Source organism: Pseudomonas sp. A-R-19, assembly GCF_019956575.1.
GTDB lineage: Bacteria > Pseudomonadota > Gammaproteobacteria > Pseudomonadales > Pseudomonadaceae > Aquipseudomonas.
Window position 1 is genome coordinate 46,049 of record NZ_JAHBDR010000036.1, and the last position, 20,802, is coordinate 66,850.

The window sequence follows — 20,802 nt, forward strand, 5'->3', positions numbered from 1 at the left end:
TAAGAAATTCTTTTTGGCTTTAAGGCCATGTATCCTGCCGCCCGCCAAACGACCGGCTTAGACGGTTTACCGCGAATTTATGCATTCAGGATCCCGGGCAATCGATTCGGGACCAGGAACATCAGAATTAGAAACTAGAGGAGCGAAACATGAACAAATCCACCTTGGCCATGGCTGTGGCCGTCGGGGTATTGGCCCAGCAGGCAAGCGCCGCGGGTTTTATCGAAGACAGCAAGGCAACACTGGGGCTGCGTAACTTCTACATCAACACCGACAACCGCGACGGTGCCGGTGCCAACAAAAACGAAGAGTGGGGCCAAGGCTTCGATCTGCGTTTCATCTCCGGCTACACCCAGGGCACCGTCGGTTTCGGTATCGATGCGATCGGCCTGTTGGGCGTCAAGCTGGATTCGGGCGGCGGTACCAACGGCGCCACCGCGACCTCTTACGGCGGCACGGTTTTCCCGAGCAAATCCAACGGCGAGGCGGTTGATGATTTCTCCAGCCTGGGCCTGACTGCCAAAGCCAAGGTTTCCCAGACCGAACTGAAGCTGGGCACCTTGCAGCCGAAAAATCCGGTGATCGTGACCAACGATGGTCGTCTGTTGCCGCAAACCTGGCAGGGTGGCCAGATCACTTCCGCCGAGATCAAGGACCTGTCGCTGGTTGGTGGCCAGATCGAAGCCGTCAAAGGCCGTAACTCCAGCAACAATGAGCAGATGTCGATCTCGGGCGCGAACACTCGTGGCACCAAGTTCCGCGACAGCAACAAGTTCATCTATGCCGGTGGCGACTACAAGATCACCAAGGACCTGACTGCCCAGTACTACTACGGCAATCTGGAAGAGTTCTACAAGCAACACTTCCTGGGTCTGGTTCACAACTGGGCCATCGGCCCGGGCGTGTTGAAGTCGGATTTCCGTTATTTCAACAGCTCTGATGATGGTGCCAACGGTCACGACCCGCTGTACTACACCACTGGCAACTACAACGCGCCAAACGGTAAAGGCAAGGTCGACAACAACCTGTACAGCGGCCTGTTCCTGTATTCGGTTGCCGGTCATACCTTCGGTGGCGGTTACCAGGTCAGCAACGGCAGTAGCGACTTCCCTTGGCTGAACCAGGGTGACGGTTCGTCGAACTACACCATCACCGATTCGCAAATCCAGAAGTTCGGCCGTGCTGGCGAGCGTACCTGGCAGGCACGTTACGCGTATGACTTCGCCAAGGTCGGCGTACCTGGCCTGACGGCGGGTCTGGTGTACCTGCATGGCGACAACATCGACACCGTTAACGCCAAGGGTGGCCAAGCGGCCAATGGTGCTTCGGAGTGGGAGCGCGATCTGAGCGTGGCCTACGTCGTTCAGGAAGGTCCGTTGAAGAACCTGGGCCTGGCGTGGAAAAACGCCACCTGGCGCACCGACCTGCCGAACACACGTTCGCAGGACGAAAACCGCCTGATCCTCAGCTACTCGATCCCGCTGTTGTAATAGCGTTCGCGTAACCGAGACAAAAAAAGCCCCGCCCGGTCTTGCACCGGGCGGGGCTTTTACATGTTCAAGACGGGTTCACCCCCGTAATCCCGCCCTGAAGTTCCCTCTTTGCAGCAACTCAAGGCCTTCTCGAACCTCGTGGCCGATGTTCGGCGGGTTGCGCGTGCGCGTCCAGTGAACAGATCTTTAATATTTCCTAATGATCTAAATAAATCGATATTTATTCTTTTTAATAGATAAAAAACACAGGCACAGTTGAACCCATCAAGCACTCACAAGGAGCAGCACCATGGGTCTCAGACTTGGCGATATCGCCCCCGATTTCGAACAGAACTCCAGCGCCGGCATCATCCGTTTCCATCAGTGGCTGGGCGATAGCTGGGGCGTGCTGTTTTCCCATCCGGCGGATTTCACGCCGGTATGCACCACCGAACTGGGTTTCACCGCCAGGCTCAAGGATGAATTTGCAGCGCGCGGCGTCAAGGCTATCGCACTGTCCGTGGACCCTGTCGAGTCGCACCACAGGTGGATCGAGGACATCAACGAAACCCAGGCCACCGTGGTCAACTTTCCGATCCTGGACGACGCCGACCGCAAGGTCTCGGACCTCTATGACCTGATCCACCCCAACGCCAACGACACCTTGACCGTGCGCTCGCTGTTTGTGATCGACCCGAACAAAAAGGTCCGGTTGACGATTACCTACCCGGCGAGCACCGGGCGCAACTTCAATGAAATCCTGCGGGTGATCGACTCGCTGCAACTCACCGACAACTACAAGGTGGCCACGCCGGCCAACTGGCAGGACGGTGATGAGGTGGTGATCGTGCCGTCGCTCAAGGATGAGGATGAAATCAAACAGCGTTTTCCCAAGGGCTATCGGGCGGTCAAGCCTTACTTGCGCCTGACGCCCCAGCCCAATCGGTGAGTCATCAATATTTACGGTGTGGCTGAAGCCGCCTTCGCGAGCAAGCCCGCTCCCACAGGAGGTACGCGGTCAACTGTGCGGGCTTGCTCGCGAAGGCGCCAGATCAGGCACCACAGCATTTACAAAGCAGGGGATTTCGGGCCGTTTCGACGGCCTGTTTTTTTGCCTGGAGAATATGGATTTATATATCTCTAAAAAGAATAACCAAATGAATAAATATGATTTATGGATATATAAATCAGCTGTTAAGGTCACTCCATTGAAGCGAGATCGCAAACCGCGAATCGCCAACGCCGAGCAAGGAATCCTCTGAATGTTGGTTGTCTCTCTCGGTGGCAGTCCCAGTCAGCGCTCTCGTTCAGGGGTGCTGCTGGATCGCTCCCGGCAATGGTTACAAGAGCAGGGCGTGGAAGTGGTGAGTTATCAGGTACGGGACTTCCCGGCCGAAGACCTGCTGCACGCACGCTTCGACAGCCCCAGGGTGATCGACCTGCTGCAACAGATTGAAAACGCCGATGGCCTGCTGATCGCCACACCGGTTTACAAGGCATCGTTTTCCGGAGCACTGAAGGTCGTGCTGGATCTGCTGCCCGAACGCGCGTTGAGCCACAAGGTGGTTCTGCCGATGGCCACCGGCGGCAGCATCGCCCACATGCTAGTGGTGGATTACGCGCTCAAGCCGGTGCTGTCGGCATTGAAGGCCCAGGAAATGCTGCAAGGGATATTCGCCGTCGACAGCCAGATCGCTTACGGCGAAGGCAGCGCCCAGGCGCAATTGGCGCCGGAGCTGGAGCAACGTTTGTATGAAGCGCTGGAGCAGTTCTCCGGTGCCATGGCACGACGGCCCAGGCCGCTCGATCCGAACCTGTTGAATGAACGTTTGTTGAGTGCTCGCTGGAGCATTTGAGCCTCACCGAAAAATTGAAGTACTGGCCTTACTCGCCCGTCAACGGGCAAGCAGGTGCAGCCAAAACCCAACTGCAAAAAGGAGAGCGCCATGCGCCCTGTCATTTTGCGTCGTGGTCTGGTCGCTCTGTTTGCTGCGGCTGTCACCTTCGGCGCCATTACTCAAGCTCAGGCCGAGACATTACGAATCGGTTATCAGAAGTACGGCACCCTGGTGCTGCTCAAAGCCAAGGGCACCCTGGAAAAACGCCTCGCCGCCCAAGGCGTGGACGTGCAATGGACGGAATTCCCCGGTGGCCCACAACTGCTTGAAGGCCTGAACGTCGGCTCTATCGACTTCGGCGTTACCGGTGAGACTCCACCTGTGTTCGCTCAAGCGGCCGGCGCAGATTTGCTCTACGTCGCCTACGAACCGCCAGCGCCGCACAGTGAGGCGATCCTGGTGCCGAAGGACTCGGCGATCAAGTCGGTGGCCGAGCTCAAGGGTAAGAAAGTCGTGCTCAACAAGGGTTCCAACGTGCACTACCTGCTAGTGCGCGCACTGGAAGACGCCGGCCTCAAATACACCGACATCCAGACCGTATTCCTGCCGCCAGCCGATGCCCGCGCCGCGTTCGAGCGTGGCAGCGTCGACGCCTGGGTCATCTGGGACCCGTACCAGGCCGCCGCCGAACAACAGCTGCAAGCGCGCACTCTGCGCGATGGCCAGGGCATCGTCGACAACCATCAGTTCTACCTGGCGACCAAGCCTTATGCGCAGAAAAATCCTGAGGTGATCAAGACCCTGGTGGAAGAAGTGCGCGCGGTCGGTGAATGGTCCAAGGCTAACCCGCAAGACGTGACCCAACAGGTTTCGCCGCTGCTCGGCCTGCCGGCAGACATCACCTTGACCTCGGTGAAACGCCAGGGTTACGGCGCGCTGTTCCTCACCCCGGAAGTGGTCGCCGCGCAGCAGAAAATCGCCGACAGCTTCTACCAGCTCAAGCTGATTCCAAAGCAGTTGAGCATCAAGGATGTGATCTGGACGCCGCCGGCCGCCGTTGCCCAAAGCTCAGTAACCAAATCCCAGTAAATCGATTCCCCAAGGAGACCACTCCAATGAGCCTCAATATCTTCTGGTTCCTGCCTACCCACGGCGACGGCCATTACCTTGGCACCGCCGAAGGCGCCCGCGCCGTCGATCACGGATATCTGCAACAAGTCGCACAGGCAGCGGATCGCCTGGGATTCGGTGGGGTACTGATCCCTACCGGGCGTTCCTGCGAAGACTCGTGGCTGGTGGCGGCATCACTGATTCCGGTGACCCAGCGCTTGAAGTTCCTTGTCGCCCTGCGCCCCGGGATCATTTCCCCGACGGTGGCGGCGCGTCAGGCCGCGACCCTGGATCGACTGTCCGGCGGGCGTGCGTTGTTCAACCTGGTGACCGGCGGTGATCCGGAAGAATTGGCGGGTGATGGTCTGTTTCTCAGTCACGAAGAGCGCTATCAGGCCTCGGTGGAATTCACCCGCATCTGGCGCCGCGTACTGGAAGGCGAAACCGTAGATTACGACGGCCAGCACATCAGTGTGAAAGGCGCGAAATTGCTCTATCCGCCGGTCCAGCAGCCACGTCCACCGCTGTATTTCGGTGGTTCGTCGGAAGCGGCACAAGACCTCGCGGCAGAGCAGGTGGAAATGGTTCTGACCTGGGGTGAACCACCGGCAGCGGTGGCAGAGAAGATCGAACAGGTTCGGGCCAAAGCCGCCAAGCTCGGTCGTACCGTGCGCTTCGGCATTCGCCTGCATGTGATCGTGCGCGAAACCAACGAAGAGGCCTGGAAAGCCGCGGATCGGCTGATCTCGCATCTGGACAACGACACCATCGCTCGCGCCCAGGCTTCGCTGGCGCGCTTCGATTCGGTCGGTCAGCAACGCATGGCCGCCTTGCATGGCGGCAACCGCGACAACCTGGAAGTCAGCCCGAACCTGTGGGCCGGTGTCGGCTTGGTGCGCGGGGGTGCCGGTACGGCGCTGGTGGGCGATGGTCCGACCGTAGCCGCTCGTGTGAAGGAGTACGCGGAGCTGGGCATCGACACGTTCATTTTCTCCGGTTATCCACACCTGGAAGAGTCGTATCGCGTCGCTGAACTACTGTTCCCGCACCTTGATGTCGAGCGTCCCGAGCTGCCGAAAGGTGCCGGTTACGTCAGCCCGTTCGGCGAGATGGTCGCCAACGACATCCTGCCCAAAGCCGCGTCCCAGAGCTGAGGCGCGGTCATGAAGAAAATCATCCACAGCCTGGCGCCCTGGGCGTTGCCGGTGTTGCTGCTGGCGGTGTGGCAGTTGAGTGTGTCGGCGGGCTGGTTGTCGACACGGATCCTGCCGGCACCTGTCGCCGTGATCGAAGCCGGCGTGAGCCTGGTGCGCAGCGGCGAAATCTGGACGCACCTGGCCATCAGCGGCTGGCGTGCCGCGCTGGGTTTCACCATTGGTGGCGGCATCGGTTTGACCCTGGGCTTTATCACCGGCCTGTCGAAGTGGGGTGAGCGCCTGCTCGACAGTTCAGTGCAGATGATCCGTAACGTGCCGCACCTGGCGCTGATTCCACTGGTGATCCTGTGGTTCGGCATCGACGAGTCGGCGAAGATTTTCCTGGTAGCACTGGGCACCTTGTTCCCGATCTACCTCAACACTTATCACGGTATCCGCAACGTCGATCCGGCGCTGGTGGAGATGTCGCGCAGCTATGGCCTGACTGGTTTCAGCCTGTTCTGGCAGGTGATTTTGCCGGGGGCGCTGCCTTCGATTCTGGTCGGTGTGCGCTTCGCCCTGGGCTTCATGTGGTTGACGCTGATCGTCGCGGAAACCATTTCCGCGAGTTCAGGCATCGGCTATCTGGCCATGAATGCCCGGGAGTTTTTGCAGACTGACGTGGTGGTGCTGGCGATTCTGTTGTACGCGGTGCTCGGCAAACTGGCCGACCTCGCGGCCCGTGGGCTTGAGCGTGTGTGGCTGCGCTGGCACCCGGCGTATCAGGTTGCCAAGGGAGGTGCGGCATGATCGCAGAACAACCTCCACGCCTGCTGCGCGGCATTCCGCTGGCGGTGCGCAAGCTGCAAAAAACCTTTGGCTCGCGGCAGGTGCTGCGCGAGATCGACCTGCACATTCCGGCTGGCCAGTTTGTCGCCGTGGTGGGTCGCAGTGGTTGCGGCAAAAGTACCTTGCTGCGATTGCTCGCCGGCCTCGACCAGCCCACGAGCGGTGAATTGCTCGCCGGTGCCGCACCATTGAGTGAGGCGCGGGAAGACACGCGGCTGATGTTCCAGGAAGCGCGTTTGCTGCCCTGGAAAAAGATCATCGACAACGTCGGCCTGGGCCTCAAGGGTAACTGGCGGCCGCAAGCGCTTGAAGCGTTGGAAGCGGTGGGCTTGGCCGATCGCGCCAACGAGTGGCCGGCAGCGCTATCCGGTGGACAGAAGCAACGCGTGGCTTTGGCCCGTGCGTTGATTCACCAGCCGCGCCTGCTGTTGCTCGACGAACCCTTGGGTGCGCTGGATGCCCTGACCCGAATTGAAATGCAGCAACTGATCGAACGACTCTGGCAACAGCACGGCTTCACGGTGATGCTGGTGACCCACGACGTCAGCGAAGCAGTAGCGATTGCCGATCGGGTGATCCTGATCGAAGACGGCGAAGTCGGCCTCGACCTGCACGTGGAACTGCCGCGCCCTCGGGTGCGTGGTTCCCATCGGCTGGCGGCGCTGGAAACCGAAGTGCTCAATCGCGTGCTGGCGCTGCCCGGCCAGCCGCCGGAACCGGAACCTGTTTCACCCTTGCCCACGCAATTGCGTTGGGCTCAATAACTCAAGTCTTATCCCACGACAGGAATCAACATCATGACTATCAAGGCCATCAACGTTCGCAACCAGTTCAAAGGCTCCATCAAGGAAATCGTCCTCGGCGACGTGCTGTCGGAAATCGACGTACAGACCGCGTCCGGCATCGTCACTTCGGTGATCACCACGCGCTCGGTGAAAGAGCTGGAACTGGCGGTCGGCAGTGAAGTGATCGCGTTTGTGAAATCCACCGAGGTGTCGATCGCCAAGTTGTAAGGCTCATGCGTAAACAACAACCCCGAAGGGTGTGAGCCCTTCGGGGGTTTTTGTGGGTGTGTATCAGCGAGATTCGCGGCGCGACCTTCGCGAGCAAGCCCGCTCCCACAAGGGAATGCATTCCAAATGTGGGAGCGGGCTTGCTCGCGAAGAGGCCGGAGAGGCCAACAAACATCTCAGGCTGGATGGCTGCGCTTGGGCAAATACGGTGGCAAATACAACCCCACATAAGCATCAAATACCCGCATCCCTTCCTCGGCCATGCGCGGCGTAATCTGCCCGTGCTGCTGCACCGAGCGCGCATACACCCGGTCGCCCAGCTCCATCGCCAGGGCGAACACATCTACATCACTTGGCAATTTCGGCAGTTCGAAGTGATGGTCGAACAGCTTGTGCATCAAGTCGCCCAGTTCGATGTCGTGCTGGCGGTCGGCCTGGGTGACTTCGGTCAGGCCGTGCTGGGCCAGGATGAGTTGGCGGGCGGCGGCGTCCTCTGCATAGATGTCCAGCATGCGTTGTTCCACCAACCGCGACAGATCGCGCCAGCCGTTCAAGGCATGGTGATCGATGGGGGCTTGCAGGCAGGCGCGGAAGGCGGCGTGGATGTCGGCGGTCAACGCCTCCAGTAACGCCGGCACGCTGGCGAAGAAATGGTAGACCGAGGAGGGCGGAATCTCCGCGCGCTCGGCGACGCTGTAGATCGACAGACTGGCCACGCCCTCAGCCGCCAGCAATGTGCGGGCCGCATCGAGTATCGAATCGATCCGTGCCTGGCTGCGGGCGCGGGGTTTGCGGGGGCTGGCAACGCGTGTCATGGAAGTCTCCTGCGGGGCAGCGGGCATTGTACGAGGCAGGTGGCACCTTGTCTGTATGGGCTCCGCTGCCCAGCCTGGCGATCAAGACCGCTTAGCCACCAACGTGCACACTCCGCTCGTTCAAGGGTTGAACCGGGCGTGCATTCATTGGATACAGCGCCTGGAACGCCTCCAGTTGCGCTCGCGACAGTTGCACTGCAGTGGTCAGCACATTCCAGCGCACGCCTTCGGTGCAAGGCGGGGTTGTCAGGGAGCCCATATAGAAATAGGCGTTGAGGTTCGCAGGTAGCAGTTGCGCAATGTCTACCGTGTCCAGCTGCGCACTGCCGCCCGCGTGCTTGGGCATGGCTGCCAGGATTGGCTCCAGGGTCGGATTGTGTGCACCCTCTTCAAACAGCAGGGCGACCACGGCCAGTTCGCCTGCAGGGTTGCGGTGAACCAGATGCGCGTCCAGAGGATAGGTACGTCCCTGGATCATTTCTTCACTCGGCGTATGAAAATGCATTTGCACGAACGAGTAGTGACCGGATTCCAGGGTGATGCCTCCGGCGTCGACCGGCGTTACCTGAATGGTATGGCCGTTGTTCGACACTTTGGCTGTGCTTGGCTGATAAGCAACGTTCAGCGTCTGAGCGTCAGTCTTGATCACGTCCCGAATATCGATAGGCGACTGTGTCTTGCCCGATGAGCAGAGGCTGTACTCGCTTTTCAGTTCACCCCAGTTTTGCGGACCGGTGGGGGCAGAATAGCTCCATGCAGCCGTGTCACCGGCTGTTGCCCAGGCAGTCGAGCACATACCGGCGATGACCAGAGTGATGGTTGCGCCCAATAACTGTTTTTTCATTGTCGTACTCACACACGGGTAGGAAAACGGGAAGAATCCCGGCGTCCGGAGTGTGAGGTTGTGGTCAGGGGGGCAGATGTAGTTGGTGTCTGACGAATCTGTAGGAGATTTCTTTGGTTCTGCTAATCAGCATTCCGTAACAAATGGCGAGCAAAAAAAACGCCGCAGGCTGTGAGGCCGGCGGCGTTTGTTCACTACTGCAACCGCTTAAACGGTATGCAGGTACCAGTTGTACTCGAGGTCGGAGATGGAGTGTTCGAACTCCTCCAGCTCGCTCTCTTTACAGGCCACGAAGATATCGATGTATTTCGGATCGATGTACTTGGCCATGACTTCGCTGTCGTCCAACTCACGCAGTGCATCGCGCAGGTTGTTCGGCAGGCTCTGCTCGTTTTGTTCGTAGCTGTTGCCTTCGACCGGAGCGCCAGGCTCGATCTTGTTGGTCAGCCCGTGGTGCACGCCGGCCAATACCGAAGCCATCAGCAGGTACGGGTTGGCATCGGCGCCGGCCACGCGGTGTTCGATGCGCACGGCATCGGCAGAGCCGGTAGGCACGCGAATCGCTACGGTACGGTTGTCCAGGCCCCAGCACGGCGAGTTCGGCACGTAGAACTGTGCGCCGAAACGACGGTAGGAGTTGACGTTCGGGCAGAGGAAAGCCATCTGCGCCGGTAGGGTCTCGAGCACACCGCCGATCGCGTGACGCAGTGCGGCGTTCTGCTCGGGATCCTCACTGGCAAAAATGTTTTTGCCATCTTTATCGAGAATCGAGATATGGACATGCAGACCATTGCCCGCCTGGCCTGGATAAGGCTTGGCCATGAAGGTGGTGTCCATTTCATGGTCGTAGGCGATGTTCTTGATCAGGCGCTTGAGCAGGACCGCATAGTCGCAGGCCTTGATCGGGTCAGCCACGTGGTGCAGGTTCACTTCGAACTGCGCCGGGGCACTTTCCTTGACGATGGCGTCGGCCGGAATGCCTTGCTCTTTGGCACCTTCCAGAATGTCCTGGAGGCAGTCGACGTATTCGTCGAGGTCGTCGATCAGGTAGACCTGAGTCGAGTGCGGACGTTTGCCGGAAACCGGCGAGCGAGGTGGTTGCGGACGACCGTTCACGTTCTCCTGGTCGATCAGGTAGAACTCCAGTTCGAACGCGGCGCAGATAGTCAGGCCCATTTCGTCGAACTTGCGTACCACGTTGGCCAGCACTTCACGCGGGTCGGCGAAGAATGGCTCGCCTTCGAGTTCGTGCATGGTCATCAACAGTTGCGCGGTCGGGCGCTTCTGCCATGGCTCGTTGCATAGGGTATCGGGAATTGGATAGCAGATTCGGTCAGCATCACCGATGTCCAGGCCCAGGCCGGTGCTTTCCACCGTCGAGCCGTTGATATCCAGAGCAAATAGAGAGGCCGGCAGGTTGATGCCTTTCTCGTAAACCTTGTGGAGGCTGGTGCGTTCGATGCGCTTGCCGCGCACCACACCATTCATATCCGCAATCAGAAGGTCAACGTACAGAACCTCAGGATGTTCCTTAAGGAACGCGTTCGCTTCGTTAAGCTGAACGGCACGCGGGGGTACCGACATGATGCAACACCTTTGTTGTTAAAAATATCAATCATTGATCTTTTCTGGTTTCAGTCAACCCGAACGGCATGCCGAAGTCAAGCGAGGCCTTTTTTGCCCTAAAAAAGCGCCCGTGTGGCTTTTTTGAGGCACTTTGGGGCGTTTTTATGCCCTTGGCCTCTATGGCGCCCGCAGGCTTGAGCGGGCCGTGTTGTATTTTTTACGGGGGTGTTGTGTAAAAAAATGAACAAGGCTAAGCTCGAATCAAACCCATAACAGCAATAATACCGGGGTGCTTCATGTCTCGCCTGCCGATAATCGGCATCATCGACTGCTCAAGACAGGTCGGTCGGCATGTTTATCACATCAGTGATGACACGTCCGTCCGCTCCGTGGCCTCAGCGGCGTCGGTGATCCTTCCGTCCCTGACGGTTCGACCGTCCCCGTCCGATATTCTGGACGGTCGCGATGGCACCCCCATTACGGTTACTCCATTCAATATAGAACCGATTCACAATAGCGGCCTGACCTTTGTTCAGGGCACCGCTCGCGATTCTGCACGCCCGGCGTCTGCAGCCGTGTCGGCAAACACGCTAACCTGCTGCTGAAACGCTCTACAACGCGACGCCGACGCGTCAAACAACGCCTGACCTTAAAAGGGTCAGACAACTCAAGCCTAGAGGCATTTATGAGTAACAACCTCGACCAGCTCACCGATTGGTTGAAAAACCACAAGATCACAGAAGTCGAATGCATGATCGCCGACTTGACCGGGATTACCCGGGGCAAGATTTCGCCGACCAACAAATTCATCGCCGAAAAAGGCATGCGCCTGCCAGAAAGCGTGCTGTTGCAGACCGTGACCGGCGATTACGTCGAAGACGACATCTATTACGAACTGCTCGACCCGGCCGACATCGACATGATCTGCCGCCCCGACCAGAGCGCGGTGTACCTGGTGCCGTGGGCCATCGAGCCGACCGCCATCGTCATCCACGATTCCTACGACAAGCAAGGCAACCCGATCGAGTTGTCGCCGCGTAACGTGCTCAAGAAAGTCCTGAAACTCTATTCCGACAAAGGCTGGCAGCCGATCGTGGCGCCGGAAATGGAGTTTTACCTGACCAAACGCAGTGACGACCCTGACTACCCGTTGCAGCCGCCGATCGGCCGCTCCGGTCGCCCGGAAACCGGTCGCCAGTCGTTCTCCATCGAAGCGGCGAACGAATTCGATCCGCTGTTCGAAGACGTCTACGACTGGTGTGAACTGCAGGACCTTGACCTCGATACGCTGATCCACGAGGACGGCACCGCGCAGATGGAAATCAACTTCCGTCACGGCGATGCCCTGTCCCTGGCCGACCAGATCCTGGTGTTCAAGCGCACCATGCGCGAGGCCGCGCTCAAGCACAACGTCGCTGCGACCTTCATGGCCAAGCCGATGACCGGCGAGCCGGGCAGTGCCATGCACTTGCACCAGAGCATCATCGACATCGAGACCGGCAGGAACATCTTCTCCAATGAAGACGGGACCATGAGCCAGTTGTTCCTGCACCACATCGGTGGCCTGCAGAAACTCATTCCCGAGCTGTTGCCGCTGTTCGCTCCGAACGTGAACTCGTTCCGCCGCTTCCTGCCGGACACTTCGGCGCCGGTGAACGTGGAGTGGGGCGAAGAGAACCGCACCGTGGGCCTGCGGGTACCCGATGCGGGGCCGCAGAACCGTCGGGTGGAAAACCGCCTGCCGGGCGCAGACGCCAACCCGTACCTGGCGATTGCCGCGAGCCTGCTCTGCGGTTACATCGGCATGGTCGAAGGCCTGAACCCGAGTGCGCCGGTGGTGGGGCGTGGTTATGAACGCCGCAACCTGCGCCTGCCGCTGACTATCGAGGACGCGCTGGAACGCATGGAAAACAGCGCGACCATCGAGCGTTACCTCGGCAAGAATTTCATCACTGGCTACGTCGCGGTCAAGCGGGCCGAGCATGAAAACTTCAAGCGCGTCATCAGTTCGTGGGAAAGGGAATTCCTGCTCTTTGCCGTCTGATGCGCCGGGCACCGCCGCTGCCTGGCGGTGCTTTCACCTGATTTTTTTAGGAGATTCGTATGACCAGCAACAATCCGCAAACCCGTGAATGGCAAACCTTGAGCAATGATCACCACCTGGCTCCGTTCAGCGACTTCAAACAGCTGAAAGAGAAAGGCCCGCGGATCATCACCAGCGCCAAGGGTGTTTACCTCTGGGACAGCGAAGGCAACAAGATCCTCGACGGTATGGCCGGCTTGTGGTGTGTCGCGATTGGTTATGGTCGCGATGAACTGGCCGATGCCGCCAGCAAACAGATGCGCGAGTTGCCTTACTACAACCTGTTCTTCCAGACCGCGCATCCACCGGTACTGGAGTTGGCCAAGGCCATCGCCGACATCGCACCTGAAGGCATGAACCACGTGTTCTTCACCGGTTCCGGTTCCGAAGGCAACGACACCATGCTGCGCATGGTTCGTCACTACTGGGCGATCAAGGGCCAGCCGAACAAGAAAGTCATCATCAGCCGCAAGAACGGCTATCACGGTTCCACCGTGGCCGGCGCGAGCCTGGGCGGCATGACCTACATGCACGAACAGGGCGACTTGCCGATCCCGGGTATCGTCCACATTTCCCAGCCGTACTGGTTCGCCGAAGGCGGCGACATGACCCCGGAAGAGTTCGGTGTATGGGCGGCCAACCAGCTGGAAGAAAAGATTCTGGAAGTCGGCGTCGACAACGTCGGTGCCTTTATTGCCGAGCCGATCCAGGGTGCTGGCGGCGTGATCATTCCGCCAGACACCTACTGGCCGCGCATCAAGGAAATCCTTGCCAAGTACGACATCCTGTTCGTGGCTGACGAAGTGATTTGCGGTTTCGGTCGTACCGGCGAGTGGTTCGGTGCCGATTTCTACGACCTCAAGCCCGACATGATGACTATCGCCAAGGGCCTGACCTCGGGCTACATCCCGATGGGTGGCCTGATCGTGCGTGACGAAGTGGTGGATGTGCTCAACGAGGGCGGCGACTTCAACCACGGCTTTACCTACTCCGGTCACCCGGTCGCCGCTGCGGTGGCGCTGGAAAACATCCGCATCATGCGCGACGAGAAGATTATCGAACGCGTTCATGCAGAAACGGCACCGTATTTGCAAAAGCGTCTGCGGGAACTGAACGATCACCCGCTGGTGGGTGAAGTTCGTGGGGTGGGTCTGTTGGGGGCCATCGAACTGGTTCAGGACAAGGCCACGCGCAAGCGTTACGAAGGCAAGGGCGTCGGCATGATCTGCCGTCAGTTCTGCTTCGACAACGGCCTGATCATGCGCGCGGTCGGCGACACCATGATCATCGCTCCGCCACTGGTGATCACACCGGCGGAAATCGATGAGCTGGTAACCAAAGCTCGCAAGTGTCTTGACCTGACCCTGAGTGCACTGCAGGGCTAAGTGCTAGGCTCTGAGCGTGAGTTGCTGGGGTTTGTATCAAAACAGCTACTTTCGCTCAGCGCTGTCAGAAAGCGTGGCCGTTCCTTGAAAGACCGATGTGGATCTTGCCAGACTAGCCGCGGTTCCAGTTGCCCGGGTTCGGTCGCTGAACAAGTGGTTCAAAAAAGAAAAATTTGGAGCATTACGCATGAAGGCACTAGGTAAAAAGCTCGCTGGCAAGACTCTCCTTGCCATGTCGCTGATGGGGTTGATGGCGGGCGCGGTTCAGGCCGATGACAAAGTACTGCACGTGTACAACTGGTCCGACTACATTGCACCGGACACCATCAAGAAGTTTGAAGACGAGTCGGGCATCAAGGTTGTCTACGACGTCTTCGACAGCAACGAAACCCTGGAAGCCAAACTGCTGGCAGGCAAGTCCGGTTACGACATCGTTGTACCGTCGAACAACTTCCTGGCCAAGCAGATCAAGGCCGGCGTTTACCAGAAGCTGGACAAGTCCAAGCTGCCTAACTGGAAAAACCTGAACACCGACCTGCTCAAGGCCGTTTCGGTGAGCGACCCGGGTAACGAACACGCCTTCCCGTACATGTGGGGTTCGATCGGTATCGGCTTCAACGCCGAGAAGGTCAAGGCAGCACTGGGTGCCGACGCACCGGTCGATTCCTGGGACCTGATCTTCAAGCCGGAAAACGCCGCCAAGTTGAAATCGTGCGGTATCAGCCTGCTGGACTCGCCAACCGAGATGATTCCGGTGGCGCTGCACTACCTGGGCCTGCCAACCGACAGCCAGAAGAAAGAAGACATCGACAAGGCTGAAGCGCTGATCATGAAGGTCCGGCCTTCGATCGCCTACTTCCACTCGTCCAAGTACATCTCCGACCTCGCCAACGGCAACATCTGCGTGGCCGTGGGTTACTCGGGTGACATCTACCAGGCCAAGTCCCGCGCCGCCGAAGCCGGTGACAAGGTGAAAGTCAGCTACAACATTCCGAAAGAAGGTGCAGGCAGCTTCTACGACATGGTCGCCATCCCTAAAGATGCCGAAAACGTCGAAGGCGCCTACAAGTTCATGACCTTCCTGCAGAAGCCGGAAATCATGGCTGAAATCACCAACGCCGTGCGTTTCCCGAACGGTAACGCGGCTGCCACGCCACTGGTGGACAAAGACATCACCAGCGATCCGGGCGTTTACCCGCCGGCGGACGTGCTGGCCAAGCTGTACGCGATTGCCGATTTGCCGGCCGCGACCCAGCGGATCATGACCCGCAGCTGGACCAAGATCAAATCGGGTAAATAAGTAATTAACCTGTAGGAGCGAGCCTGCTCGCGATGAACCTGAGAGCGCCGCGGGGTGTCAGGCACCCATCGTTATCGTTGACGACCATCGCGAGCAGGCTCGCTCCCACAGGTGTAACTGTATAAAAGTTTTGCTGGAACGGTTTTTCGAGGGTAAGTTGCGCGCCGGTTTTGTTACTGGGCAACCACGGTTGTCATGTAACGCGGGGCAACTTTGGCCCAACTAATTTTAGAGGACCTCCACGTGCCTATTTTTTCTTTGTTGCGCAATGCCATGCTGGTTGGCGCCGGGCTGACGATTGCTGTCAGTGTCCAGGCAGCCGGTACCGTGCATATTTATAACTGGTCGGACTACATCGGCGAGACCACTCTGGCCGACTTCCAGAAAGAGACCGGAATCAAGCCGGTTTATGATGTTTTCGACTCCAACGAAACCCTGGAAGGCAAGCTGCTGGCCGGGCGTACCGGCTACGACGTGGTCGTGCCGTCGAACCACTTCCTTGGCAAACAGATCAAGGCCGGGGCATTCCAGAAGCTCGACAAATCGCAGTTGCCGAACTATTCGAACCTCGACCCGGTGCTGCTCAAGCGCCTGGAGCAGAACGATCCGGGCAACCTGTACGCCGTGCCGTACCTGTGGGGCACCAACGGCATCGGTTACAACGTTGACAAGGTCAAGGCCGTACTGGGCATCGACAAGATCGACTCCTGGGGTGTGTTGTTCGAGCCGGAAAACATCAAGAAGCTGCATAGCTGTGGCGTCGCGTTCCTCGACTCCGCCGATGAAATGATGCCGACCGTGCTCAATTACATGGGCCTGAATGCCAACAGCACCAACCCTGACGATTACAAAAAGGCCACTGACAAGTTACTCGCTGTGCGCCCTTACGTGACTTACTTCCATTCCTCCAAGTACATCGCGGATCTGGCCAACGGCGATATCTGCGTGGCGATCGGTTTCTCCGGCGACATCTTCCAGGCCAAGCACCGTGCTGAAGAAGCCAAGAAGGGCGTAAACATCGCCTACTCGATTCCAAAAGAGGGCGGCGCGCTCTGGTTCGACATGCTGGCGATTCCAAAGGACTCGAAAAACGTCAAAGAGGCCCATGCCTTCATCAACTATTTGCTGAAGCCTGAGGTGATTGCCCAGGTCAGTGATTACGTCGGCTATGCCAACCCTAACCCGGGGTCGGACAAACTGATGGAACAGTCCATTCGCACCGACGAAGCGGTTTATCCACCGCAAGAGGTTCTCGACAAGACCTATGTGTCCATCGAGCTACCGCCGAATGTTCAACGCTTGATGACCCGCAGCTGGACCACGGTCAAGACGGGTAAATAGTTTCAAGGCTCAAATTATCCAGGTTGGCTCACCTTGAGCGAACTGCACTCTTTTTTCTGGGAGTTTCGTAAATGGCAGTTGCCTCCGGCGCCTATAAGAAAGCCCTCGAGGGCGACCAGCAACCTAAACAGGTGCTGGTCAAAATCGACCGGGTCACGAAGAAGTTCGACGAGACGATTGCGGTGGACGATGTGTCCCTGGAAATCAAGAAAGGCGAGATCTTCGCCCTGCTCGGCGGTTCGGGATCGGGCAAGTCCACTTTGCTGCGCATGCTCGCAGGTTTCGAACGGCCTACGGAGGGGCGGATCTTCCTCGATGGCGTAGACATCACCGACATGCCGCCCTACGAGCGGCCGATCAACATGATGTTCCAGTCCTACGCTTTGTTCCCGCACATGACCGTGGCGCAGAACATCGCCTTCGGTCTCAAGCAGGACAAGATCCCGGCCGCTGAAGTCGACGCCCGCGTGGCCGAAATGCTCAAGCTGGTACAGATGAGCCAGTACGCCAAGCGCAAGCCGCATCAATTGTCCGGTGGTCAGCGTCAGCGTGTGGCCCTGGCCCGTTCGCTGGCCAAGCGTCCGAAACTGCTGCTGCTCGACGAACCGATGGGCGCACTGGACAAGAAGCTGCGTTCGCAAATGCAGCTGGAGCTGGTCGAGATCATCGAGCGCGTCGGCGTGACTTGCGTCATGGTGACCCACGACCAGGAAGAGGCCATGACCATGGCCGAGCGCATCGCGATCATGCACCTGGGCTGGATCGCCCAGATCGGTAGCCCGATCGACATCTACGAAACCCCGACCAGCCGCCTGGTCTGCGAATTCATCGGTAACGTAAACATCTTCGAAGGCGAAGTGATCGACGACGCCGAAGGCCACGCAACCATCACCTGCAAAGACCTGGACCGCCAGATCTACGTCGGTCACGGCATCAGCACTTCGGTGCAGGACAAGTCGGTCACCTACGCGATCCGTCCGGAAAAACTGCTGGTCACCGCCGACATGCCGACCTGCCAGTACAACTGGTCCAGCGGCAAGGTGCATGACATCGCCTACCTCGGCGGCCACTCGGTGTTCTACGTCGAACTGCCAAGCGGCAAGCTGGTGCAGTCGTTCGTGGCCAACGCCGAGCGTCGCGGGCAGCGTCCGACCTGGGGTGATCAGGTCTACGTGTACTGGGAAGACGACAGCGGCGTGGTACTTCGCTCATGAACATGCGCAAATTCAAACGCCGTCTCAATCGAATAATTCCCGGTGGCCGTCAGGTGGTCATCGGCATTCCATTCATCTGGCTGTTCCTGTTCTTCATGCTGCCGTTCTTCATCGTTCTGAAGATCAGCTTCGCCGAAGCAGACGTGGCCATTCCGCCGTACACCGAAATCTACAGCTACGCCGAACAGAAGCTGCAGCTGCTGCTTAACCTGGGCAACTACGTGATGCTCGGCGGTGATGAGCTGTACATCGCCGCTTACCTCGGCTCGTTGAAGATGGCGTTGTTCAGCACCATCCTCTGCCTGCTGATCGGCTACCCGATGGCCTACGGCATCTCCGTTGCACGCAAGGAAATGCAAACGGTGCTGGTGCTGCTGATCATGATGCCGACCTGGACCGCGATCCTGATCCGCGTTTATGCGTGGATGGGCATCCTCAGCAACAACGGCCTGCTCAACGGTTTCCTGATGAGCATGGGCTGGATCAACGAACCGCTGCAGATCCTCAACACCAACCTGGCGGTCTACATCGGCGTGGTCTATTCCTACCTGCCGTTCATGATCCTGCCGCTGTACGCCAACTTGGTGAAGCATGACCAGAGCCTGCTGGAAGCTGCATCGGACCTGGGTTCGAGCACCTTCAACAGCTTCTGGAAAATCACCGTGCCGCTGTCGAAAAACGGCATCATCGCCGGCTGCATGCTGGTGTTCATCCCGGTGGTGGGCGAGTTCGTGATCCCGGAACTGCTCGGCGGTCCGGAAACCCTGATGATCGGTAAAGTGCTCTGGCAAGAGTTCTTCAACAACCGTGACTGGCCGGTGGCGTCTGCCCTGGCGGTGGTGATGCTGGCGATCCTGATTGTGCCGATCATTCTGTTCAACCGCAGTCAGGCCAAGGAAATGGAGGGTAAAGAATGAAGCGCTTCCGTTTCTCCAGCCTGATGCTGGTACTGGGTCTGTTGTTCATCTACCTGCCGATGCTGATCCTGGTGATCTACTCGTTCAACGCCTCCAAGCTGGTAACGGTGTGGGGTGGCTGGTCGATCAAGTGGTACGTCGGCCTGCTCGACAACTCGCAACTGATGGGCTCGGTGGTGCGCTCGCTGGAAATCGCCTGCTACACGGCGGTGGCGGCGGTGGCATTGGGTACGCTGGCGGCATTCGTGCTGACCCGTATTACCCGCTTCAAGGGCCGTACGCTGTTCGGTGGCCTGGTCACCGCGCCGCTGGTAATGCCTGAGGTGATCACCGGTCTGTCGCTGTTGCTGCTGTTCGTGGCCATGGCGCAGATGATTGGCTGGCCGCAGGAACGCGGTATCGTCACCATCTGGATCGCCCACACCACGTTCTGTGCGGCCTATGTGGCGGTGGTAGTGTCGGCGCGCTTGCGTGAGCTGGACCTGTCCATCGAAGAAGCGGCCATGGACCTCGGTGCGAAACCGTGGAAGGTGTTCTTCCTGATCACCATCCCGATGATCGCGCCGTCGCTGGCAGCGGGCGGCATGATGTCCTTCGCGCTCTCCCTCGATGACCTGGTGCTGGCGAGCTTCGTGTCCGGCCCGGGTTCCACGACCTTGCCGATGGAAGTGTTCTCGGCGGTTCGCCTGGGGGTTAAACCCGAGATCAACGCCGTGGCCAGCCTGATCCTGCTGGCGGTGTCTATCGTGACCTTCCTGGTCTGGTTCTTCAGCCGTCGCGCCGAAGAAAGCCGCAAGCGTGCGATCCAGCAAGCGATCGAAGAAGCGGCAGCCGATTCGTGGAAGCAACCGGACGTGCGTCGCGCCCAGGCACCGGAAGCGGCATAAGCCTGAAATCGGGTTGACCACGATCTTGTGATCAACCCGAATCCACTGTAGGAGCCAGCTTGCTGGCGATGGTGTGTCAGTCACATTGATTTCGACTGACACACCATCGCCAGCAAGCCGGCTCCTACAGGGGGCTTATGCAACCCAAGGGGATTTGCGAATGACTTCGACAAAGTTCATCGGCTTGAACCCCGGCTCCTGATCCATCAGCACATCGGTCTTCACATTGCCGAACGTGGTCTGCGGGCGATGACGCAAGCCATCGGCAAACGCACAGATGATGCACTCCTTGAACCCCTCGCCCCGTGGATGCGCATGCACCACCGCTTCACGCTGCACGGTGGAAAACGCTGCGTAGTCCATGCCCAGTACGTCCATCTCGACCCCTGCCGTGACCAGCGCCACGGTGGGTCGCAAGTGCCGGGGCACGCCCGGTGTGGTGTGCAGGGCAATCGATAGCCAGACCTGTTCGATATCGTCGTCGCTCAGCCCGTAAGGCTTGAGAAACGCCGCTGCCGCATTGGCGCCATCGACTTCGAAGCGCTCGTTGTCGCTGCGATGACCTTGCACCAGGCCGACATCATGGAACATCGCGCCGATGTACAGCAGCTCGGGGTTGTAGGCCAGTTGCTTGCGTTCGCCGCTCAATGCACCGAACAGGAATACCCGGCGCGAGTGGTGGTAAAGCAGGTCGGATTCGATGTCGCGGATGTAGTCGGTGGCGGCCCGCGCCAAAGTGCTGTCGGGGATCTTGATACCGGCGATGCTGGTGCTCATGGGCGTTTCCTCAGGGAGAGCGCCGCGGCGGCGCTGAGGGTTCAAGTCTGTTCCGACCCCCGAAACCGGACAATCGATCAATGGCTGCGATCCCGGCCAATGAGCGTGCATATCGCGCCAACCTCGCTTGTTGGATGCCGATTGGCTAGGGTGCATGCAGACCCTGTAGGAGCGAGCCTGCTCGCGATGAACCTGAGAGCGCCGCGGGGTGTCAGGCACCCATCGTTATCGTTGACGACCATCGCGAGCAAGCTC

General features: G+C 58.8%; 19 protein-coding genes. 15 read left to right on the plus strand and 4 right to left on the minus strand.

Features of this window, described 5'->3' with window-relative positions; genetic code table 11:
- Positions 1-149 precede the first annotated feature (149 nt).
- From KGA88_RS05395 to KGA88_RS05430, 8 genes are all read left to right on the plus strand, one after another.
- A complete protein-coding gene (locus KGA88_RS05395; protein WP_223589460.1) occupies positions 150-1,490 on the plus strand; it encodes an OprD family porin in 1,341 nt (446 codons plus the stop codon).
- A 292-nt stretch (positions 1,491-1,782) separates the two neighbouring features.
- Positions 1,783-2,421 (plus strand): peroxiredoxin, encoded by a 639-nt coding sequence (locus KGA88_RS05400; RefSeq protein ID WP_110662330.1) that lies wholly within the window; start codon positions 1,783-1,785, stop codon positions 2,419-2,421.
- 313 nt (positions 2,422-2,734) lie between these two features.
- Positions 2,735-3,328, plus strand: coding sequence for an NADPH-dependent FMN reductase (gene ssuE, locus KGA88_RS05405; RefSeq protein WP_110662331.1), 594 nt, complete (start codon positions 2,735-2,737; stop codon positions 3,326-3,328).
- A gap of 90 nt (positions 3,329-3,418) precedes the next feature.
- Positions 3,419-4,399, plus strand: coding sequence for a sulfonate ABC transporter substrate-binding protein (locus KGA88_RS05410; RefSeq protein ID WP_223589462.1), 981 nt, complete (start codon positions 3,419-3,421; stop codon positions 4,397-4,399).
- Between the two features lie 26 nt (positions 4,400-4,425).
- Complete coding sequence (gene ssuD, locus KGA88_RS05415; protein WP_110660018.1) at positions 4,426-5,574, plus strand: FMNH2-dependent alkanesulfonate monooxygenase; 1,149 nt, start codon at positions 4,426-4,428, stop codon at positions 5,572-5,574.
- Positions 5,575-5,583: 9 nt separating this feature from the next.
- Positions 5,584-6,366 (plus strand): aliphatic sulfonate ABC transporter permease SsuC, encoded by a 783-nt coding sequence (gene ssuC, locus KGA88_RS05420; RefSeq protein ID WP_110660019.1) that lies wholly within the window; start codon positions 5,584-5,586, stop codon positions 6,364-6,366.
- Positions 6,363-7,169, plus strand: a complete 807-nt coding sequence (gene ssuB / locus KGA88_RS05425) for an aliphatic sulfonates ABC transporter ATP-binding protein (protein ID WP_223589464.1) — start codon at positions 6,363-6,365, stop codon at positions 7,167-7,169. The genes ssuC and ssuB overlap by 4 nt, the downstream gene beginning before the upstream one ends.
- A gap of 33 nt (positions 7,170-7,202) precedes the next feature.
- The gene (locus KGA88_RS05430; RefSeq protein WP_007967989.1) at positions 7,203-7,418 is read left to right on the plus strand and encodes a molybdopterin-binding protein; all 216 of its coding nucleotides are present in this window, start codon (positions 7,203-7,205) and stop codon (positions 7,416-7,418) included.
- Between the two features lie 176 nt (positions 7,419-7,594).
- Here KGA88_RS05430 and KGA88_RS05435 read toward each other — a convergent pair whose 3' ends face one another.
- The 3 genes from KGA88_RS05435 to KGA88_RS05445 all read right to left on the minus strand — a co-directional run bounded on the left by KGA88_RS05435 (position 7,595) and on the right by KGA88_RS05445 (position 10,661).
- Positions 7,595-8,233, minus strand: a complete 639-nt coding sequence (locus KGA88_RS05435) for a TetR/AcrR family transcriptional regulator (protein WP_223589466.1) — start codon at positions 8,231-8,233, stop codon at positions 7,595-7,597.
- Positions 8,234-8,324: 91 nt separating this feature from the next.
- Positions 8,325-9,077 (minus strand): carbonic anhydrase, encoded by a 753-nt coding sequence (locus KGA88_RS05440; protein WP_223589468.1) that lies wholly within the window; start codon positions 9,075-9,077, stop codon positions 8,325-8,327.
- A gap of 207 nt (positions 9,078-9,284) precedes the next feature.
- Positions 9,285-10,661, minus strand: coding sequence for a glutamine synthetase family protein (locus KGA88_RS05445; protein ID WP_053163627.1), 1,377 nt, complete (start codon positions 10,659-10,661; stop codon positions 9,285-9,287).
- Between the two features lie 667 nt (positions 10,662-11,328).
- On the opposite strand from KGA88_RS05445, the gene KGA88_RS05450 reads away from it, so the two are divergent.
- The 7 genes from KGA88_RS05450 (at position 11,329) to KGA88_RS05480 (ending at position 19,770) form a co-directional block, all read left to right on the plus strand.
- Entirely contained in the window at positions 11,329-12,687 is a 1,359-nt protein-coding gene (locus KGA88_RS05450) for a glutamine synthetase family protein (RefSeq protein ID WP_110660024.1), read from the plus strand.
- A 59-nt stretch (positions 12,688-12,746) separates the two neighbouring features.
- Positions 12,747-14,111 carry an aspartate aminotransferase family protein gene (locus KGA88_RS05455; protein WP_223589470.1) on the plus strand — a complete coding sequence of 455 codons (1,365 nt, stop codon included), beginning with the start codon at positions 12,747-12,749 and terminating at the stop codon, positions 14,109-14,111.
- Positions 14,112-14,298: 187 nt separating this feature from the next.
- Positions 14,299-15,411, plus strand: a complete 1,113-nt coding sequence (locus KGA88_RS05460) for a polyamine ABC transporter substrate-binding protein (protein WP_103395837.1) — start codon at positions 14,299-14,301, stop codon at positions 15,409-15,411.
- Positions 15,412-15,654: 243 nt separating this feature from the next.
- Positions 15,655-16,752 carry a polyamine ABC transporter substrate-binding protein gene (locus KGA88_RS05465; RefSeq protein WP_110662160.1) on the plus strand — a complete coding sequence of 366 codons (1,098 nt, stop codon included), beginning with the start codon at positions 15,655-15,657 and terminating at the stop codon, positions 16,750-16,752.
- A 71-nt stretch (positions 16,753-16,823) separates the two neighbouring features.
- Entirely contained in the window at positions 16,824-17,966 is a 1,143-nt protein-coding gene (locus KGA88_RS05470) for an ABC transporter ATP-binding protein (RefSeq protein ID WP_110662159.1), read from the plus strand.
- Positions 17,967-18,001: 35 nt separating this feature from the next.
- Positions 18,002-18,883, plus strand: a complete 882-nt coding sequence (locus KGA88_RS05475) for an ABC transporter permease subunit (RefSeq protein WP_240635715.1) — start codon at positions 18,002-18,004, stop codon at positions 18,881-18,883.
- Positions 18,880-19,770 (plus strand): ABC transporter permease subunit, encoded by an 891-nt coding sequence (locus KGA88_RS05480; protein WP_007993121.1) that lies wholly within the window; start codon positions 18,880-18,882, stop codon positions 19,768-19,770. The genes KGA88_RS05475 and KGA88_RS05480 overlap by 4 nt, the downstream gene beginning before the upstream one ends.
- Before the next feature lie 135 nt (positions 19,771-19,905).
- On the opposite strand, the gene KGA88_RS05485 is transcribed toward KGA88_RS05480, so the two are convergent.
- A complete protein-coding gene (locus KGA88_RS05485) occupies positions 19,906-20,547 on the minus strand; it encodes an HD domain-containing protein (RefSeq protein ID WP_223589473.1) in 642 nt (213 codons plus the stop codon).
- Positions 20,548-20,802 lie beyond the last annotated feature (255 nt).

What these genes read in the sequence shown, in the direction of transcription:
- KGA88_RS05395 (WP_223589460.1), top strand. Translation starts at nt 150, where the DNA reads ATGAACAAATCCACCTTGGCCATGGCTGTGGCCGTCGGGGTATTGGCC.
- KGA88_RS05400 (WP_110662330.1), top strand. Translation starts at nt 1,783, where the DNA reads ATGGGTCTCAGACTTGGCGATATCGCCCCCGATTTCGAACAGAACTCC.
- ssuE (WP_110662331.1), top strand. Translation starts at nt 2,735, where the DNA reads ATGTTGGTTGTCTCTCTCGGTGGCAGTCCCAGTCAGCGCTCTCGTTCA.
- KGA88_RS05410 (WP_223589462.1), top strand. Translation starts at nt 3,419, where the DNA reads ATGCGCCCTGTCATTTTGCGTCGTGGTCTGGTCGCTCTGTTTGCTGCG.
- ssuD (WP_110660018.1), top strand. Translation starts at nt 4,426, where the DNA reads ATGAGCCTCAATATCTTCTGGTTCCTGCCTACCCACGGCGACGGCCAT.
- ssuC (WP_110660019.1), top strand. Translation starts at nt 5,584, where the DNA reads ATGAAGAAAATCATCCACAGCCTGGCGCCCTGGGCGTTGCCGGTGTTG.
- ssuB (WP_223589464.1), top strand. Translation starts at nt 6,363, where the DNA reads ATGATCGCAGAACAACCTCCACGCCTGCTGCGCGGCATTCCGCTGGCG.
- KGA88_RS05430 (WP_007967989.1), top strand. Translation starts at nt 7,203, where the DNA reads ATGACTATCAAGGCCATCAACGTTCGCAACCAGTTCAAAGGCTCCATC.
- KGA88_RS05435 (WP_223589466.1), bottom strand. Translation starts at nt 8,233, where the DNA reads ATGACACGCGTTGCCAGCCCCCGCAAACCCCGCGCCCGCAGCCAGGCA.
- KGA88_RS05440 (WP_223589468.1), bottom strand. Translation starts at nt 9,077, where the DNA reads ATGAAAAAACAGTTATTGGGCGCAACCATCACTCTGGTCATCGCCGGT.
- KGA88_RS05445 (WP_053163627.1), bottom strand. Translation starts at nt 10,661, where the DNA reads ATGTCGGTACCCCCGCGTGCCGTTCAGCTTAACGAAGCGAACGCGTTC.
- KGA88_RS05450 (WP_110660024.1), top strand. Translation starts at nt 11,329, where the DNA reads ATGAGTAACAACCTCGACCAGCTCACCGATTGGTTGAAAAACCACAAG.
- KGA88_RS05455 (WP_223589470.1), top strand. Translation starts at nt 12,747, where the DNA reads ATGACCAGCAACAATCCGCAAACCCGTGAATGGCAAACCTTGAGCAAT.
- KGA88_RS05460 (WP_103395837.1), top strand. Translation starts at nt 14,299, where the DNA reads ATGAAGGCACTAGGTAAAAAGCTCGCTGGCAAGACTCTCCTTGCCATG.
- KGA88_RS05470 (WP_110662159.1), top strand. Translation starts at nt 16,824, where the DNA reads ATGGCAGTTGCCTCCGGCGCCTATAAGAAAGCCCTCGAGGGCGACCAG.
- KGA88_RS05480 (WP_007993121.1), top strand. Translation starts at nt 18,880, where the DNA reads ATGAAGCGCTTCCGTTTCTCCAGCCTGATGCTGGTACTGGGTCTGTTG.
- KGA88_RS05485 (WP_223589473.1), bottom strand. Translation starts at nt 20,547, where the DNA reads ATGAGCACCAGCATCGCCGGTATCAAGATCCCCGACAGCACTTTGGCG.